Annotated in this window: 13 protein-coding genes and 2 pseudogenes; 4 read left to right on the plus strand and 11 right to left on the minus strand. The window is 56.1% G+C overall.

Going from position 1 to position 17,261, the window contains the following annotated elements; translation table 11 throughout:
* The first annotated feature begins 27 nt into the window (after positions 1-27).
* Positions 28-618 (plus strand): DUF1454 family protein, encoded by a 591-nt coding sequence (locus OVA10_RS02790; protein WP_100778368.1) that lies wholly within the window; start codon positions 28-30, stop codon positions 616-618.
* A gap of 111 nt (positions 619-729) precedes the next feature.
* Entirely contained in the window at positions 730-1,497 is a 768-nt protein-coding gene (tpiA, locus tag OVA10_RS02795) for a triose-phosphate isomerase (RefSeq protein ID WP_100778367.1), read from the plus strand.
* Positions 1,498-1,578: 81 nt separating this feature from the next.
* Here the strand turns inward: tpiA and OVA10_RS02800 are convergent, their stop codons facing one another.
* The 6 genes from OVA10_RS02800 to cpxP all read right to left on the minus strand — a co-directional run bounded on the left by OVA10_RS02800 (position 1,579) and on the right by cpxP (position 7,703).
* Positions 1,579-2,883: an SLC13 family permease gene (locus OVA10_RS02800; protein WP_181827031.1), complete on the minus strand. Its 1,305-nt coding sequence runs from the start codon at positions 2,881-2,883 to the stop codon at positions 1,579-1,581.
* A 73-nt stretch (positions 2,884-2,956) separates the two neighbouring features.
* Positions 2,957-3,700 (minus strand): CDP-diacylglycerol diphosphatase, encoded by a 744-nt coding sequence (locus OVA10_RS02805; RefSeq protein WP_248859342.1) that lies wholly within the window; start codon positions 3,698-3,700, stop codon positions 2,957-2,959.
* A gap of 105 nt (positions 3,701-3,805) precedes the next feature.
* The gene (locus OVA10_RS02810) at positions 3,806-4,795 is read right to left on the minus strand and encodes a sulfate ABC transporter substrate-binding protein (RefSeq protein WP_268195180.1); all 990 of its coding nucleotides are present in this window, start codon (positions 4,793-4,795) and stop codon (positions 3,806-3,808) included.
* Positions 4,796-5,005: 210 nt separating this feature from the next.
* Positions 5,006-5,968, minus strand: a complete 963-nt coding sequence (pfkA, locus tag OVA10_RS02815; RefSeq protein WP_100778363.1) for a 6-phosphofructokinase — start codon at positions 5,966-5,968, stop codon at positions 5,006-5,008.
* Positions 5,969-6,143: 175 nt separating this feature from the next.
* Positions 6,144-7,049: a CDF family cation-efflux transporter FieF gene (gene fieF, locus OVA10_RS02820; protein WP_102105683.1), complete on the minus strand. Its 906-nt coding sequence runs from the start codon at positions 7,047-7,049 to the stop codon at positions 6,144-6,146.
* 153 nt (positions 7,050-7,202) lie between these two features.
* Complete coding sequence (gene cpxP, locus OVA10_RS02825; protein ID WP_248859345.1) at positions 7,203-7,703, minus strand: cell-envelope stress modulator CpxP; 501 nt, start codon at positions 7,701-7,703, stop codon at positions 7,203-7,205.
* A 150-nt stretch (positions 7,704-7,853) separates the two neighbouring features.
* Between cpxP and cpxR the strand changes: the two are divergent.
* Together cpxR and cpxA are read left to right on the plus strand one after the other, a co-directional pair.
* A pseudogene (gene cpxR / locus OVA10_RS02830) lies at positions 7,854-8,553 on the plus strand (envelope stress response regulator transcription factor CpxR).
* Positions 8,550-9,923, plus strand: a complete 1,374-nt coding sequence (gene cpxA / locus OVA10_RS02835; RefSeq protein ID WP_095283986.1) for an envelope stress sensor histidine kinase CpxA — start codon at positions 8,550-8,552, stop codon at positions 9,921-9,923. Before cpxR ends, cpxA begins: the two are co-directional and overlap by 4 nt.
* A gap of 164 nt (positions 9,924-10,087) precedes the next feature.
* Here cpxA and yiiM read toward each other — a convergent pair whose 3' ends face one another.
* The 5 genes and pseudogenes from yiiM to sodA form a co-directional block, all read right to left on the minus strand.
* A complete protein-coding gene (gene yiiM, locus OVA10_RS02840; protein ID WP_268195183.1) occupies positions 10,088-10,762 on the minus strand; it encodes a 6-hydroxyaminopurine reductase in 675 nt (224 codons plus the stop codon).
* Between the two features lie 79 nt (positions 10,763-10,841).
* Positions 10,842-15,122 carry an Ig-like domain-containing protein gene (locus OVA10_RS02845; protein WP_326493388.1) on the minus strand — a complete coding sequence of 1,427 codons (4,281 nt, stop codon included), beginning with the start codon at positions 15,120-15,122 and terminating at the stop codon, positions 10,842-10,844.
* Positions 15,123-15,284: 162 nt separating this feature from the next.
* Positions 15,285-15,983 (minus strand): annotated as a pseudogene (locus OVA10_RS02850) (inverse autotransporter beta domain-containing protein); the annotation flags it as partial.
* A 12-nt stretch (positions 15,984-15,995) separates the two neighbouring features.
* Complete coding sequence (locus OVA10_RS02855) at positions 15,996-16,226, minus strand: hypothetical protein (RefSeq protein ID WP_268195185.1); 231 nt, start codon at positions 16,224-16,226, stop codon at positions 15,996-15,998.
* Positions 16,227-16,468: 242 nt separating this feature from the next.
* On the minus strand, positions 16,469-17,089 hold the full coding sequence (gene sodA / locus OVA10_RS02860; protein ID WP_010436906.1) for a superoxide dismutase [Mn]: 621 nt from the start codon (positions 17,087-17,089) through the stop codon (positions 16,469-16,471).
* Positions 17,090-17,261 lie beyond the last annotated feature (172 nt).

Raw genomic sequence — 17,261 nt, forward strand, 5'->3', positions numbered from 1 at the left:
GAACAGTTACGTTCAGGGACAATGTTGATGAAAAGTTGGGCTTATCCTTTTTGGCTGTGTTTCACCCTGCTGAGTGCCAGCTTTTCCCTGTTCGCCGCCGATGCTCCCGCAACGGCACCCTACCTTCTGCAGGGCGCGCCATCGTTTGATCAGTCGATCAGCCAGTTTCGCGAAGCCTTCAACAAAGAAAACCCGAAGCTCGCGCTGGGCGAGTTCCGCGCCATCGACAGCGCGCGGGATACGCCAACCCTGACGCGCGCCGCGAGCAAAATTAACGAAAACCTGTACGCCTCCACGGCGCTGGAGCGCGGCACGCTGAAAATCAAAAGCATGCAAATCACCTGGCTGCCGATTCAGGGGCCAGAACAAAAAGCCGCGAAAGCCAAAGCGCTGGAGTACATGAGCGCTATTTTGCGCGCCTTCACCCCGAGCCTGACCAAAGCGCAGAGCCAGCAAAAGCTGCAAAAACTGCTGACCAGCGGCAAAAACAAGCGCTACTACGCCGAAACGGAAGGCGCGATTCGCTATGTGGTCGCAGATAACGGCGAAAAGGGACTGACCTTCGCTGTTGAACCGATTAAGCTGGCGTTATCTGACGCACTCGGAGGGGCGAATTAATGACAAAAAGCAAAGCCTTTCGAGGGAAAATCTCTATACTGATTCACAGACCATGCTGCTCTCACGGGCGGCCATAATCCTTAATTCGCTTTTTTAGCGTGGAGAATTGAAATGCGACATCCTTTAGTGATGGGTAACTGGAAACTGAACGGCAGCCGCCACATGGTAAACGAGCTGATTGCTAATCTGCGTAAAGAGCTGGCTGGCGTGACCGGCTGTGCGGTAGCGATCGCTCCACCAGACATCTATCTGGATCTGGCTAAACACGCCGCTGACGGCAGCCACATCGTGCTGGGCGCGCAGAACGTTGACGTTAACCTGTCTGGCGCATTCACCGGTGAAACCTCTGCAGAAATGCTGAAAGACATCGGCGCACAGTACATCATCATCGGCCACTCTGAGCGTCGTACTTACCACAAAGAGTCCGACGAATTCATCGCCAAGAAATTCGCTGTGCTGAAAGAGCAGGGTCTGACCCCGGTTCTGTGCATCGGTGAAACTGAAGCCGAAAACGAAGCAGGCAAAACGGAAGAAGTTTGCGCACGTCAGATCGACGCCGTGCTGAAAACGCAGGGCGCAGCAGCGTTCGAAGGCGTGGTTATCGCTTACGAGCCAGTCTGGGCGATCGGTACCGGCAAATCTGCCACCCCAGCGCAGGCACAGGCTGTTCACAAATTTATCCGTGACCACATTGCTAAAGCCGACGCGAAAGTGGCAGAGCAAGTGATCATCCAGTACGGCGGTTCCGTCAACGCATCTAACGCGGCAGAGCTGTTCACCCAGCCTGACATCGACGGCGCACTGGTTGGCGGCGCATCCCTGAAAGCAGACGCTTTCGCGGTGATCGTTAAAGCAGCAGAAGCCGCTAAACAGGCGTAATTGCCGTTGTGACGGGTGGCGTTTCGCTATCCGCCCGACAAAATGCCAGGCCCGGTAAGCGCTCGTCGCCACCGGGCTTTTTTACAGCTGTCCCAGCACGCTGAACCACAAATAATCCAGCGGCAGTAGCACCAGCCAGGTTGCCACCGCCAGCGCCAGACACAGCAACATTCCCGCCTTCGCAGGCACTTTCCCTAGCCCCATCGCCACCACGATCGGCGACGCCTGATACGGCAGTAATGGCGTGGAATACCCGAGCACCTGAATCATAATCACCGACAGCAGCGGGAAACCCGTCGCATCCGAGAAACTCTGCGCAAGCGTGGTATAGAGCGCCGGAACGCCGTTGGCGGTCATGATGAAATTGAGCGCCGTGGTGATGCCGGTCAGGGCGATAAAACTGGTAAACGGCTTATCCGCATCGAGCGGCATCAGGCGCAGCAACGCCTCTCCGACGGCGCTGCCGATGCCCGTTTGCGTCACGGTGATTGCCAGCCCCAGAATCCCTGCCACATAGATACAGGTGCGCATATTCACCCCGGCCGAAAACTCTTCGCCGGTAATAAAGCCAATGCGCGGCAGCATGACGATCACCGACGCCGCCAGCCCCGTCCAGGCCGGGCCTACGCCGTGCCAGCTCTCCGTCACCCACATCACCAGCACTACCGCCAGCAGCCACGCCAGGCGCCTCTCATCGCGCCCCATTGGGGCGGCTGGCGCAAGCTCCCGCGCGGGTTTTGGCGAGCCAGGGAACAGCCAGCAGATCAGGCCAATCAGAATCAGTCCTTTGAGAATGCCGAGCACCGGCGTGTGCAGCAGCAGGTAAGGCACATAGTTCAGGTGAATGCCATAAGAGCCTTCCGCCGCGCCGCTCATCACCAGATTGGGCACGTTAGCGGGAAGGATAGTTGCTGAGAGCTGAAAAGTACCGAATCCGACCGCCAGCGCCAGGCCAAACCACGCCCGCGAGCCGTCCGCAATGCTGGCCCGCTTCGCCATCGCCGCCACAATCGGCATCAGCAGCGCGATGCGCCCCATGTTTGATGGCATCACGAACGCCAGGGCATAGCTCAGCAACACCACGCTTGCCACCATCAGCGGCCACGAGTCGGTGAGTTTCGCCGAGAGCGCCCGCGCGGCCCTGTCCGCCAGCCCGGTTTTGCGGATCGCGACGCCAAGCACAAAGCCGCTGAACACCAGCCAAAATGCAGATGAGGCAAAGCCGCCGAAAATGACGTCCGGTGGCGCGATTTTGGCAGTCATCGCCGCCGTGAAGAACAGCAGCGCGGTGATAAATTCCGGCAGGAGCGAGGTGGCCCACAGCACGATGGTGACGCCAACGATAGCCGAGGGCAGAAACAGAGGGTGAGCAAACCAGAGCGACATACCTGTCTCCTGTAGATTTTTTCAGCAAGTCTACGGCGACAGGCAGCGCGAGTAAACGCTATTTATGGTGGGGTCACTGGAGGATATGACATTGATGATCCTGCAATTCCTCAGCGGAAGCGCGGTTAAGCGTCAGCAGATTGCGCTCCGTTGCCAGCAGCACAAATGACCCGTCGGACTGCTGGGCCATCGCCAGCGCAAAGCGGCCCATATGCTCGCGCGCTTGCGGCAGTTCGTCGGCCAGCATCATAAACGGGCTGCGCTGCACCAGCTCATTTTCTGTCACCCGTCGCGCCAGATATTCATGCCCTTCCAGCCCACCCGGGAAAGGCAGCCATTGAGTGCTGATTTCCCCCTGATGCGCATTGAGCTTTTCACGCACATCGGGACGCAGGCAGGAGATATGGATGTGGAAATGATTTTGCGTGCGCCCGGTCGGGGAGTTGATGGTCAGGGAGACGGCGCTGTCAGGCACATCCGCGCCGCGCTTCATGCTCATAAAATTGCGCGACTGCCATGCCAGCCAGAAGAAATTCGGCGTTTGCGGCTCGGTGAGCAGCGGGCTTTCGGTGCCGTTGATGCGGTAGGTGGGCATCAGGAGATACTGTAGCGGCCCGTTGCGGTCTTTGAAGACCACATAACCGGCGTCCGGTTTCACCTGCGCACAGGGCACTGGCTGACGGTTATTCAGCTGATTTGGCAGGCACTGGTCGAGAACGATATGGCGTAATGCGTCGGGATTGCCGGATTTTATCCAGATCCAGCCGCCTGCGGCGAGGAGAATGGCGACCGCCATCAAGACCATCAGTTTTTTCATTACGCGTTCCCTGTTGTCGTCAGAGGCGAAAGAGTAACGCAAAAACATGACCAAATAAAAAAGCCCGGCGGATTTCTCGCGCCGGGCCATCGTGTCATGCGTTGATTAGCGTTTGCTGATCTGGTCGAAAGTGCCACCGTTAGAGAAGTGCTCTTTCTGCGCTTTCGCCCAGCCGCCAAACTCCTCATCGATGGTGAACAGCTTCAGTTTCGGGAACGCGCTGTCATATTTCTTCGCCACAGCCTCATCGCGTGGACGATAGAAGTTCTTCGCGGCGATCTCCTGGCCTTCCGGAGAGTAGAGATACTTCAGGTAAGCTTCTGCCACCGCTTTGGTATCTTTCTTCTCGACCACTTTGTCGACGATGGAAACCGTCGGTTCAGCCAGAATCGATTCGCTCGGGGTTACGATTTCAAACTTGTCTTTGCCCAGCTCGTTAGTCGCCAGCAGCGCTTCGTTTTCCCACGCAATCAGCACGTCGCCAATGCCGCGCTCAACGAAGGTATTGGTCGAGCCGCGCGCACCGGAGTCCAGCACTTCGACGTTTTTAAACAGGGATTTGACGAAATCCTGCGCTTTAGCCTGATCGCCGTTGTTGTGATGCAGAGCGTAGCCCCACGCTGCCAGGTAGTTCCAGCGTGCGCCGCCTGAGCTTTTCGGGTTCGGGGTGATGACCGACACGCCCGGTTTGATCAAATCATTCCAGTCATGAATCTGTTTCGGGTTGCCTTTACGCACCAGGAACACGATGGTGGAGGTATACGGCGCAGAGTTGTCCGGCAGGCGTTTGATCCAGTTCTTATCAATACGACCACGTTCAGCAATGGCATCGACGTCATAGGCCAGCGCCAGAGTGACCACGTCCGCTTCAATGCCTTTGATGACAGAAGTCGCCTGTTTGCCTGAGCCGCCGTGAGACTGGCGAATCACCACGTTATCGCCGGTTTCTTGTTTGTAGTGTGCCGCAAAGGCTTTGTTGTATTGATCGTAAAGCTCACGCGTCGGATCGTACGACACGTTCAGTAACTGGATATCCTTTGCCAGAACGCTGCTTGATGCCAGCAATAACGTTAACCCCACGCCCCATTTATTCATCTTCCAACTCTCATTATGTTGTGTTTGATGAATGCAGCGTGCCAGAAAGCGAACCAATGATTAAAGAATAAAAAAAGATTGGCTATAACTGAGTGGAATAAAAAATGTTCAGCAGGCAGGAAAAGCAAAACGGTAATCCGAAGATTACCGTTTTTCGTTCTTTCACCCTCTCCCGTCGGGAGAGGGCTGGCGTGAGGATATGAGGCCGAATCAGTACAGTTTTTTCGCGCAGTCCAGCCAGTCACCTTTGAACGGACGCTTCATGTTTTCAATCGCGTCGATGATGTCATGGTGAACCAGTTTCTCGTTCTGAATACCGACGCAACGGCCGCCGTGGCCCTGCAGCAGCAGATCGATCGCATATGCGCCCATACGGGAAGCCAGGATACGGTCGTATGGCCCTGGGGAGCCACCGCGCTGGATGTGGCCCAGAACCGTAGCGCGGGTTTCGCGTTTGGTTTCGGTTTCGATGTATTTCGCCAGCTCGTCAACGTCACAGATGTGCTCGGTGATAGCAACGATCGCGTGTTTTTTCCCTTTCGCGATGCCTGCTTTGATTTCGTTAACCAGGTCTTCGCGGCTGAATTCTACTTCCGGCACCACGATGAACTCGCAGCCGCCCGCAATCGCTGCCGCCAGGGTCAGGTCGCCACAGTAGCGGCCCATCACTTCCACGATAGAGATACGCTGGTGAGATGAAGAGGTGTCACGAAGACGGTCAATCGCTTCAACAACGGTACCCAGCGCAGTAAAGAAGCCGATGGTGTAGTCGGTGCCTTTGATGTCGTTGTCGATGGTGCCCGGCAGACCGATGCAAGGGAAGCCCATTTCAGTCAGACGTTTTGCACCCATATACGAGCCGTCACCGCCGATAACCACCAGCGCGTCGAGGCCGCGTTTTTTCATGTTCTCGATAGCCACTTCACGGATGTGCTCTTCACGGAACTCCGGGAAACGCGCAGAACCGAGGAAAGTACCGCCACGGTTAATCATGTCGGATACGCTATAGCGATCCAGCTGAACCATGCGGTCTTCGTACAGACCCAGGTAACCGTCATATACGCCAAAAATTTCCAGACCTTCCGTCAACGCCGCGCGAACAACTCCACGAATGGCTGCGTTCATGCCAGGCGCATCACCGCCGCTTGTCAACACACCGATTTTCTTAATCATGACTACCTCTGAACTTAGGAATGCAAAAATGAAATCTGTTGCCGGAAGACGTCTATTCGACCAACCAATACTGCAAATAGTATATCAATCACTTCCAGCTGAATTGATTCAGGTCAGACCCAATGGCGGTAATTTATCCACAAAATGCTGGCCTGGCTCACTTTTTTACAACGAATTACGAAAGCTCAAAATGTCCTTTGCCTTCCCTGGGGACGACCGAGCAGGGGTCCTGGTGAATAATCACGTCCGAACCCGGGAAACGCTGCAAAATCGCCTGCTCTACCTGCTCAGCCACTAAATGCGCTTGAACGAGCGGTAAATTGTCTTCCATTTCTAAATGAATCTGAATAAAGCGGGTCGGCCCTGACTGCCGCGTACGAAGATCGTGAGCACCACTGACGCCGGGCCAGGAGGTCACGATTTCAAAGATCTCTGCGCGTTCGGCATCGGGCAGCGCGCGGTCCAGAAGCGATTGCACTGCTTCATAACCCATGCGTAAGGCGCTGTATAAAATATAAACCCCAATCCCTAACGCGAACAATGCGTCGGCACGATGCCATCCGTACCACGCCAGTCCGAGCGCAATAAGAATCGCGCCATTCATCATAACATCAGACTGATAATGAAGCATATCTGCCCGTACTGCCTGACTTTGCGTTCGGCGAACCACCCAACGCTGGAAAGTTACCAGAACAATTGTGCTAATAAGTGCGATAACAGTAACGATCACACCAACGCCCGGATCGTTCATTGGCGTCGGTGACGCCAGATGCTGGATACCGGTCAAAAACAGGAACAGCGCCGAACCGGAAATAAACATACTTTGCGCCAGCGCCGCCAGCGATTCCGCTTTTCCGTGACCAAACGTGTGCTCTTCATCCGCCGGTTGCAGGGAATAGCGCACCACCAGCAGATTGGTAAGGGATGCTGCGATATCCACCAGCGAATCCACGAGCGCGGCCAGAATACTGACCGAGCCGGTATACCACCACGCAAAGATTTTGATAATCAGCAAACACGACGCCATAACCGTCGCGGCGATTGCGGCGCGGCTCACCAGCCGGCCATAGGATTGATTCATAAACACTCCTGTCATGCCATGCCGCTAGTATAACGGATGGAAAAGGAGTCAAAGGATGAATAAACGGTTAACAAACTTGAATGAAGGGCAAAAAAAACCCCCACATCATGTGGGGGAAGACAGGGATGGTGTCTATGGCAAGGAAAACAGGGTCTACTGGTTACTACGGGTATTGCTACTGAAAAACTTTGTCTCAGAGCTTTGTTGCATCCGGGCAACCTCACGCAACTGGTCCATCCGTTGCTGATGTTTGTCGTTCAAAACCGCTTGCTGCTCGGGCGATAGCAGGTGGAACATCTGGTTGCGAACCCTGGCCATCTCGACCTGGCGGGCAACTTGTTCCTGCGCCATCTTTTCTGCCTGAGCGCGTACAGCGCTTTCGTCAAAATTTTCTGCGGTGACAAGGCGATGCATTGTCTCCATTTCGCTAACATTAACAGGGAGTCGATCGTGTCGTGCCCTGTGCATCAGATCTCGCATCTGTTGACGCTGATGTTCGGTTAAACTTATGCCGTCAAACATATTGCTTTGGCCACTGTGCTGCGTAATACCCTCTGCCGAGGGGCCGTTATCGCCGGTGATGACTCCAGCAGCCTGGCTAAGAGCACTAAACGCCAGTGTTGAGGCCATGACGGCAGCGGTAACTTTGCGCATCACTTGCTCCCAAAATCTTTCGTGTCGCGATTCAACGAGAGCTAGTTTACGATTCGGGCTGCAAACATGCGTCAGGGGGTGTAAAACAACGTAAAGTCATGGATTAGATAGCCTTGATGTCGTAATTTCTGCCTCGGAGGTATTTAAACAATGAATAAAATCCTGTTAGTTGATGATGACCGAGAGCTCACATCCCTGTTAAAAGAGTTGCTCGACATGGAAGGCTTTAACGTGCTGGTTGCCCACGATGGGGAACAGGCGCTGAGCCTGCTTGATGACAGCATCGACTTGCTTTTGCTTGACGTGATGATGCCGAAGAAAAACGGTATCGATACGCTGAAAGAATTACGCCAGACACACCAGACTCCCGTAATTATGCTGACCGCGCGCGGCAGCGAACTGGATCGCGTTCTCGGCCTTGAGCTGGGCGCGGATGACTATTTACCCAAGCCGTTTAACGACCGCGAGCTGGTTGCCCGTATTCGCGCAATCCTGCGCCGTTCCCACTGGAGCGAGCAGCAGCAGAATACTGACAACAGTTCTCCAACGTTAGAAGTGGACTCTCTGAGCCTGAACCCGGGCCGCCAGGAAGCGAGCTTTGACGGCCAGACGCTGGAACTGACCGGCACCGAGTTCACCCTGCTGTACCTGCTGGCCCAGCATCTCGGCCAGGTGGTCTCGCGTGAACATTTAAGCCAGGAAGTGCTCGGCAAGCGCCTCACGCCGTTTGACCGCGCCATCGACATGCACATCTCAAACCTGCGCCGTAAGCTGCCGGAGCGCAAAGACGGGCACCCATGGTTTTAAAACCCTGCGTGGTCGCGGTTATCTGATGGTTTCCGCTTCATGATAGGCAGTTTAACCGCCCGCATCTTCGCCATTTTCTGGCTGACGCTGGCACTGGTTTTAATGCTGGTTTTGATGTTGCCCAAACTCGACTCACGCCAGATGACGGAGCTTCTCGACAGCGAGCAACGTCAGGGGGTGATGATCGAGCAACACGTAGAAGCCGAGCTGGCAAACGACCCGCCTAACGATTTGATGTGGTGGCGCAGGCTGTTTCGCGCTATCGACAAGTGGGCGCCGCCCGGACAACGCCTGCTGCTGGTCACCAGCGAAGGACGCGTGATTGGCGCGGAACGCAATGAAATGCAGATCATCCGCAACTTCATTGGCCAGGCGGATAACGCCGATCACCCGCAGAAAAAGAAATACGGTCGGGTAGAGATGGTAGGGCCATTTTCCATCAAGGATGGGGAAGATAATTACCAACTCTATCTGATTCGCCCGGCGAGCAGCTCCCAGACCGACTTTATCAACCTGCTGTTTGACCGACCGCTGCTGCTGCTGATTGTCACCATGCTGCTGAGTTCTCCCCTGCTGTTATGGCTGGCGTGGAGCCTGGCAAAACCGGCGCGTAAGCTGAAAAACGCCGCCGATGAAGTGGCGCAGGGCAACCTGCGGCAGCACCCGGAACTGGAAGCCGGGCCGCAAGAGTTCCTCGCCGCTGGGGCCAGTTTTAACCAGATGGTGACCGCACTCGAGCGGATGATGACCACTCAGCAACGCCTGCTGTCGGACATCTCCCACGAGCTGCGCACGCCGCTGACGCGCTTACAGCTGGGCACCGCCCTGCTGCGTCGTCGCAGCGGTGAGAGCAAGGAGCTGGAGCGTATTGAGATGGAAGCGCATCGTCTGGACAGCATGATCAACGATCTGCTGGTGATGTCGCGCAATCAGCAGAAAAACGCGCTGGTCAGCGAAACAGTGAAAGCCAATCACCTGTGGCACGAGGTGCTGGATAACGCAGCGTTCGAAGCCGAGCAGATGGGCAAATCGTTCACCGTCAACTTCCCGCCAGGCCCGTGGCCGCTGTACGGCAACCCCAACACGCTTGAGAGCGCGCTGGAGAATATCGTGCGCAACGCCCTGCGCTATTCGCATACGAAGATTGAGGTGGCGTTCTCGGTCGATAAAGACGGCATCACCATCAACGTGGATGATGACGGTCCAGGCGTCAGCCCTGAAGACCGCGAGCAGATTTTCCGTCCGTTCTATCGCACCGATGAAGCGCGCGATCGCGAATCCGGTGGGACAGGGCTGGGGCTGGCGATTGTTGAGACTGCTATTCAACAGCATCGCGGCTGGGTGAAAGCCGACGATAGCCCGCTGGGTGGATTACGTTTGACGCTATGGTTGCCGCTGTATAAGCGTTCGTAGTCGCTGTGATGCCGGGTGGCGGCTACGCCTTACCCGGCCTACGAGTTCGGTGCGGGCTTTGTGCCGGGTGGCGGCTGCGCCTTACCCGGCCTACAGGTTCAGTTTGGGTTTTGTAGGCCCGGTAAGCGTAGCGCCACCGGGCAACGCAGGCCGCACGGAACCCCCTATTTTCCCCACAATCTCCGCGAATTATCCTCGATCTGCGCGCTAATGCGCCGCTTCTGCATCGTTCTCGTCCAACTGGTGGATAACCCCGCTGCCGACAACAAGCGACGATACTGCTCATCATCAAACGGCATATGCCACGCAATCGCGCAGGCATCATAAACCGACACATCGCTGAGCCTTGATGCCAGCTCCAGCGGCGCATCTGCCGACACCTGCCCTGCCAGAACCACCCGATACAGCCAGCCGGTTTTACCCGCCGTTTGCAGCTGCGCGGACATATCGCTGATGCCGAAATGGTAGTTCAGCTTAAAGCACGGCGAGCGCGGCTGCGTCACCTGAATTAACGCACCACCCCAGCGGAAAATGTCGCCGATAAACACGTTCTGCTCGGTCATCCCTTCCGTCGACAGATTCTCACCAAACGCCGGGACAACGAACAGATCCGCCTGCTCGGGAAATTCCCGCGCCCAGTGCTGATAGTGCTCGCGCGGATAGTGGCACAGCGCGCGCTCTGGCCCGCCGTGGATTTTCTTCTCGGCCTGCTCATCTCCCGCCAGCCCGAGTTCGGTCAGAGTCAGTTCGCCGTCGACCTGTACTTTGGCAATGGCGCTCGGGCGGCTGCCGTCGTAGTCCCTGACCTTCCCTGTAAACACATTCACCGGATAGTGCATGGTTCGTTGCTCCTTGAGGCAAAAAAAAGCGAGCCCTCAGACTCGCTTTTCCCTCTTCTGCGTGCAAGCTTTTTTGCCGCTATTGCACCGTCAGATCGACCGTCAGTTTGTAGTCAAACGTATAGCTGGAGTGCCAGTCTTCGCCCCTGAAATTGATAATCCCGATGTAGTGCCCGGCAGGTAACGTCGGGTTATCCGCTTTGTCGAAGGTAAAGACCGCATAGATTGGCGCATCGGTCACCTGACAGGTTACCGCAGCGTTCAGTGGCCGCCGCGTGCAAAGAGACTGGCGATAGCCTTTAACATTCACGCTGTACTGCTTTCCATCGGTGGCGACCAGGGCGATCGGCGTAGAGACATCCGCATAGCCCGAAGGCGCCCAGTCCAGTGACGTGGGTCCCACGGTCGGCGAGACGGTCACAAACCCTTGCGACGGGAAACCGACGATAGGCGGCGATTTGTATTCCGAGGTGGCAGAGTTAATCACCCAGCTATCGTTGATGTTATTGATAAACACCACGTTATCCACTTTCAGCGTTGAGCCACCCGCAGAAGCTTGTGCTGTGACGGCGGCCAGGCCGACGTCGTGACCTGAAAGGCTGACGTACGCCACGCCGTCATTACTGGTCAGGGTGCTTGTTGCCGTCAGCTTGTTGAGTGACGTCGTCCACACCACTTCCGCATTCGGCACCAGGTTACCGTGGGAATCTTTCACCGTGGCGGTATATTTCACCGCGTCCGCGCCGTTAGCCGCGACGGTTGTTTTATCCGACGTTAATGTCACCACCGTGGCGGTTTTGCTGTCGCCGATAAAACTCACTTTGGCGGCGTGCATCACGCCTCCCGTTACCGGCAGCGTTGCGGTAACCACCGCATCCCCGGCCTGAGTTGTCGAGCCCAGAATGCTCGCATTCCCCATCGCATCGGTGACGCTGCTGGTCCCGCTGAGCGCCAGAGAGGCGCTGTCGCAGCTCCAGTTGACCGTGACGCCCGACAGATTATTCCCGTTACCGTCCTTCACGTTGGTCACCCAGGTCACTTTCTCCTGGCCGTCCGCAACGGCCTTCGTTTTATCCGCTTTCAGGGTCTTAAGCGTGGCGCTGCGCGGATCGGCAATGTAATCGACCGTCACCGTTTGCTTGCTGTTGTTGATCCCCACGCCGACGACCGTGGGCTTCGCGGTCGTCGCCATAAACGACGTCTCAGCGATGCCATTAAAATCGGTCACGCTGGACTCGCCCAACTGGAAAACGACGCTGTCATTGTCCGTACGCCAGTACACCACCGCGTTACGGACCGGGTTGTCGTTCTCATCCGTGACCAACGCCTGCAGCGAGACGGTATCGACCCCCGCTACCAGCCCTGTCGTCTGGCTCGCCACCAGCGACGCCACTTTTTCCGTGGCGGTATCAGATATGTAAACCATTATCGGCGAGGTTTTTTGCGTGCTGTTAAAGGTGGCAACAGCTCTCAGCGGCCCACGGTCTGTCGAGGTTATCGTGACGCTCGACTGGCCATTGGCATCCGTCGGCTGATTGTCCGCTGATAAGCTGTAATCCATCGATGAAATCACCGCATGCCAGCTGACCATCGCCTGTTTCACCACGTTGCCGTACTGATCTTTCACCACGGTCGACAGTGTAATGGGATCGCTGCCGTTAGCCGTGGCGGTGTTTTTATCGACATCAATCGCCCCCGGCGTCGCGCTCTGCAGATCGGGCACGATGTCTAAGGTCAGCGTTTTTGGGTTCTTATTGATCGCCCTCGCGGTAATCTGCGTCGGCATGGCCAGCGTACTGCCATAGGTCACCGAAGCGATCCCATTACTGTCCGTCATGCTGTTCTCAGCACTGAATTCCCCGCTGGCATTATCGCCGCTCCAGGCCACTTTCATGCCCTCGATCGGCAGACCATTATCGTCTTTCACCACCGCAGAAAGCGTTACGGTATCCCTCCCCGCGGTGATGTCCGCCGTTTTATCGGCAGTCAGCTTACGCACAGCGGCCGTGGCAACATCTGCGGTAAAAGTGACGGGCTGTGAGGTCTCTTCATCGCCGTTCACGACGCCTTTAACGAGATAGCTACCCAGCTGGTTAGCGCTCAGTTCGACGGAGACCTGCCCTTGAGCGTTGCTGGTTCCTGTGCTTTGCGAGAGCAAACCGGTGGACGGCGTGACCGTCCACGCCACCGGGATGTTGTTCAGGGGATTGCCCGTTCTGTCCGTCACCTGGCCGCTGATGATGACTTTATCGACGCCATTCGCCACCGCCGTTGACTTGCTGGTTTTCAGACCACCCAACTGCGCCGTCGAGACATCCCCAATCAACGTCACCACTGGTGCATTCCAGGCCGTGCCGCCCCCGGCTTTGGCGCTGACATTCACATCCCCGGTTGTCTTCGAGGTCATGGTGACGATCGCCACGCCGGTGGCATCCGTCCGGGACGTCGCCCCGGACAATTTCGCCGTCGCAGGCGTCGCCGCCCAGTTCACCAGCTGATCGTTGAGCGGATTCCCCTCGGCATCTTTCACCGTTGCGCTGTACGTCACCGCATCGGTCCCGTTTGCCAGCGCCTGGGTTTTATCGACCGTCACCGCCGTCACTTTGGCCGTTGCCGTATCGGCGATAAAGGTCATTTCCGCCGAGTTCACCGCTGCACCCGTCGTTGAACTGGCCGACACGACCACCGTGCCGGGATGTTCAGAGGTCACAGTGATGACGCTCTCGCCCTGCGCGTTCGCCATGGTCTGCGCGTCACTCAGCGTGGCCTGCCCCTGAACCACCGTCCATTTCAGCGGCGCTGTCGCCACCGGATGATCGCTGGCATCGACCACTTTTGCCGTCAGCGTCACCCGATCGTTACCATTCGCCGTGGCCTGGGTTTTGTCGGCCTGCACGGATTTGGCGGTGGCCGTGGCGCTGTCAGAGGTAAAACTCAGCGTGGCCGAGGTCTGCGTTTGCTCGCCCATTTTCGCAGAAACCTCCAGCGCTTCGACGGTAGATGAGGTCAGGCTGATACTGGCTTCGCCCTTGTCGTCCGTCATCGCCATTGCAGCGGAGAGATGCGCCGTGGCGCTGGCCGTCTGCCAGGTCACTTTTGCCCCCTGAACCGGGTTTTTATTGGCATCGACGACTTTCACATTCAGGCCGATCCCATCCTGGCCGTTAGCCAGTCCGGAGGTTTTGCTGGCGGAGATCGCGCCCATCACCGCGCTGTCGGCATCGGCGGTGAAGGTTAACGTCTTGGATGACACCGCTGCGCTGCTGCCCGTCGCGGCAGAAATCACCGCGTCACCGGCCTGCGCCGCCGTCAGCAAGATCGTCGCCACGCCGTTGTCATCCGTGGTGCTCTGATTATCCGACAAGTGAACGGCGTTTGTTGACGAGGCAATCGCCCATTTAACCGGCTGGTTAGCCAGAGGATGTTCGCTCGCATCGACCACGTGGGCGCTGAGGGTGATCGTCTCCTGGCCATTCGCCTTCGCGTGCAGCTTGTCCGCGTCCACCTCGGCCACTTTTGCCGTTTGCAGGTCCGTCGTGAATTGCAGGGCGATGCTCTTCACCGTCTCGCCGTTTTCCAGCCCGGCGGTGACCGTCGCTCCCAGCACCGCTTTGCTGGTCAAGGTCACCGTCGAATGGCCCTGCGCGTCACTCACGCTTTGCTCTGCCGATAAAACCGCGTCGGGGTTATCCACCTGCCACGTCACCGGCACGCCCGCCGCGGGCTGGTTAGTGCGCGTGTTGGTCACCTGCGCCGTCAGGGTGATCGCATCCTGGCCGTTCGCCAGCGCGGCCGGTTTGGTCGCATCCATCTGGACGAAGTGATACTGCGTATTGGCCGCCAGCAGCGTGATGGTCGCCTTGCTGAGCAGCGTGCTGTTATAGCGAGACTGAATGATGACCGTGCCCGGCGTCATGCCGCTGGTGTAGGTGCTGACGTAGACGCCAGGGCTTTGTTCGACGAATGGCGTGATTTTTTCGCTCGTGGATGGCGCGGCGCTCAGGCGTTTAACGCTCATCTTTTTTGCACTGACGGGATGGATGAGCTGGGCACTAAGCTGCTCGGCCACGCCGCCGATCGGTTTTCCGGTTCCGGACATGACCGTCAATGTCACCAGCGTGGAGCTGATACCGTCGGCTATGAGACTATCGCTGGAGACAGTGGTCTGCGTGGTCGCCGTCACCGGGTTATAGCCTTTCACTTCCACGCTAATCCAGGCTTTATCTGAGGCGTTACCTTTGCTGTCATAGGCCGTCGCGGACATAACATAAATATTCTTTTCCGCACCCTCTGGCTGATATTCCGGAAGAACAATCGACCATGCGCCGTTGTTTTCACTTATTTTTCCGCCATGGCTCATCAGCTCAGAATCCTGCCAGACAATATGACTTAAGGGATATTTCGTGGCTATTTTCACGGCGACAGGTAATGTCTGAGATTCAACCCCTTCAATATGCTGAGGAAGTGAAAGTGAGATTAATTCTTTTTTCCGATACTCCAGCACAATATTATTATTGCGGCTGACCAGATCTAAACGACTGCCGCGTAATGTCCGACGCGCCTGAACATTATCCGCATCCAGCTGATCGGCAAACGGCACGCCCGCCATCCAGTTAATATTCATTTCGACCTGGCTTTCGTGCTGATCGCCCTTCCCGGCTTTATGATTCACGCCCAACGTTACCAGCGGAACCGGGGTGTAATTCAATCCTGCGGTCACAGCATAGGGATTGCGCTGGCGCTGGTCTTTATCGCTGCCCATCAACGCCACGTCTTTGCCGTAATACTGCTCCCACATCAGCTGCATGCCCAGCTGCGGGTAAGCGGGCAGATACCCTTCCGCCCGCAGGTCATAGCCGTTCGCCACGCGCTCTTCGTAGTCCTCGTGCGCGGTGGAGTCTTTCCAGCCGGAGAGGCGCGCATAGCCGTTGGCGCTGAGTTTGAGGTAGTCCCAGCCCAGCTCGCCGCCTACGCCTAAACGCTGGTGCGAGTTGTCGGAAATCTGTTGATCGTAGAAGGTGTTCACCCCCCACATCCAGCTGTCGGAGAAATGGCGATAGCCGACGCCCAGATTGATCACATTGCGGTCGTCTGCGCGGCGAATGCCCGACTGGGTGAAAATCAGGTGCTGATCTTTATCATAGAGTGGCAGCAGAAGATCGAAGTCAGCGCTGGCGAGCGAAAACTGCCTGTCGACGCCCACGTTGACGCGCGCCGTCCCATACTGCTGGAGTCATTGCTGAACTTCAGAGGTGGCTTTTCCGCTGGTGCTGTTGACCAGACTATTAATGACGGCATCCATGCGGTCATTCTGACTTAATAGCGTTCCCGCGGATGAAACATCCGCCGCCAGCGTTTTTTCATCCGCCTGAGCCGGGAAAGAAAATAAAAAAGAATGAAAGACTAATAAATAACAATAGAGAATAATATTCAGAGAAGCTGTTATTTTTCCAGTACCGCGCATAAATACACCTGAAACATCCGGAAATAAGAATTTTCGCAATAATGTCTCAAAAGCGCACGCATTACCAATACAGAACCTGAGGTCTATCCGAAGAATAAATAATACGCCCGTAAATAAAGATAATTTAAAAATAGGCGTTGGGAAAAGTTGAGCGTTGGGGAGAGTAGTTTCAGCGTTGCTCAAAAACGCGCAGATAAAAAAAAGCCTGACCCACAGGCCAGGCTTTCGAACTCAGTGACGACTTACTTTTTAGCGGCGAAACGTGCCGCTGCTTCGTCCCAGTTCACCACGTCCCAGAACGCTTTGATGTAGTCCGGGCGACGGTTCTGGAATTTCAGGTAGTAAGCGTGTTCCCACACATCCAGGCCCACGATTGGGAAACCAGACGCGCCAGAAATCGCTTCACCCATCAGCGGGGAGTCCTGGTTCGCGGTAGAAACCACAGCCAGTTTATCACCTTTCAGTACCAGCCATGCCCAGCCAGAACCGAAACGGGTCGCTGCTGCTTTTTCAAACTCAGCTTTGAAGTTGTCCACGGAACCGAAATCGCGCTCGATAGCGGCTTTCAGATCGCCCTGCAGGGTGGTGCCGGTTTTCAGGCCTTTCCAGAACAGGCTGTGGTTTGCGTGACCGCCAGCGTTGTTACGCAGAACGGTTTTCTTGTCTGCTGGCAGTTGATCCAGTTTGGTGATCAGCTCTTCAGCAGACAGGTTGGCGAATTCTGGCAGGCTTTCCAGCGCCGCATTCGCGTTGTTCACGTAAGTCTGGTGGTGTTTAGTGTGATGGATTTCCATCGTCTGCTTGTCAAAATGCGGTTCCAGTGCGTCATAGGCATACGGCAGGGATGGCAGTGTATAACTCATAATCCTCTCCATTATTGTCGGGCGGCACAGCTGTTAATGCCGCGTAAGCAGTTGGTTCATTATAGTTAATTAAATGATATTGAAAATGATTATCAATGCCGTACTTTTTATAAGGTTATCCATTTTTGTGCCAATGCCGATTTTGTGAGTCTGCTCACGTGGTTAACGCGCT

The sequence above is a fragment of the Lelliottia sp. SL45 genome (assembly GCF_026672535.1).
Taxonomy (GTDB): Bacteria; Pseudomonadota; Gammaproteobacteria; order Enterobacterales; family Enterobacteriaceae; genus Enterobacter; species Enterobacter nimipressuralis.

Excerpts from the sequence above, each read along its gene's own strand:
- OVA10_RS02790 (WP_100778368.1), top strand. The coding sequence starts at position 28 with ATGAAAAGTTGGGCTTATCCTTTTTGGCTGTGTTTCACCCTGCTGAGT.
- tpiA (WP_100778367.1), top strand. The coding sequence starts at position 730 with ATGCGACATCCTTTAGTGATGGGTAACTGGAAACTGAACGGCAGCCGC.
- OVA10_RS02800 (WP_181827031.1), bottom strand. The coding sequence starts at position 2,883 with ATGTCGCTCTGGTTTGCTCACCCTCTGTTTCTGCCCTCGGCTATCGTT.
- OVA10_RS02805 (WP_248859342.1), bottom strand. The coding sequence starts at position 3,700 with ATGAAAAAACTGATGGTCTTGATGGCGGTCGCCATTCTCCTCGCCGCA.
- OVA10_RS02810 (WP_268195180.1), bottom strand. The coding sequence starts at position 4,795 with ATGAATAAATGGGGCGTGGGGTTAACGTTATTGCTGGCATCAAGCAGC.
- pfkA (WP_100778363.1), bottom strand. The coding sequence starts at position 5,968 with ATGATTAAGAAAATCGGTGTGTTGACAAGCGGCGGTGATGCGCCTGGC.
- fieF (WP_102105683.1), bottom strand. The coding sequence starts at position 7,049 with ATGAATCAATCCTATGGCCGGCTGGTGAGCCGCGCCGCAATCGCCGCG.
- cpxP (WP_248859345.1), bottom strand. The coding sequence starts at position 7,703 with ATGCGCAAAGTTACCGCTGCCGTCATGGCCTCAACACTGGCGTTTAGT.
- cpxA (WP_095283986.1), top strand. The coding sequence starts at position 8,550 with ATGATAGGCAGTTTAACCGCCCGCATCTTCGCCATTTTCTGGCTGACG.
- yiiM (WP_268195183.1), bottom strand. The coding sequence starts at position 10,762 with ATGCACTATCCGGTGAATGTGTTTACAGGGAAGGTCAGGGACTACGAC.
- OVA10_RS02845 (WP_326493388.1), bottom strand. The coding sequence starts at position 15,122 with ATGAGCCATGGCGGAAAAATAAGTGAAAACAACGGCGCATGGTCGATT.
- OVA10_RS02855 (WP_268195185.1), bottom strand. The coding sequence starts at position 16,226 with ATGCGCGGTACTGGAAAAATAACAGCTTCTCTGAATATTATTCTCTAT.
- sodA (WP_010436906.1), bottom strand. The coding sequence starts at position 17,089 with ATGAGTTATACACTGCCATCCCTGCCGTATGCCTATGACGCACTGGAA.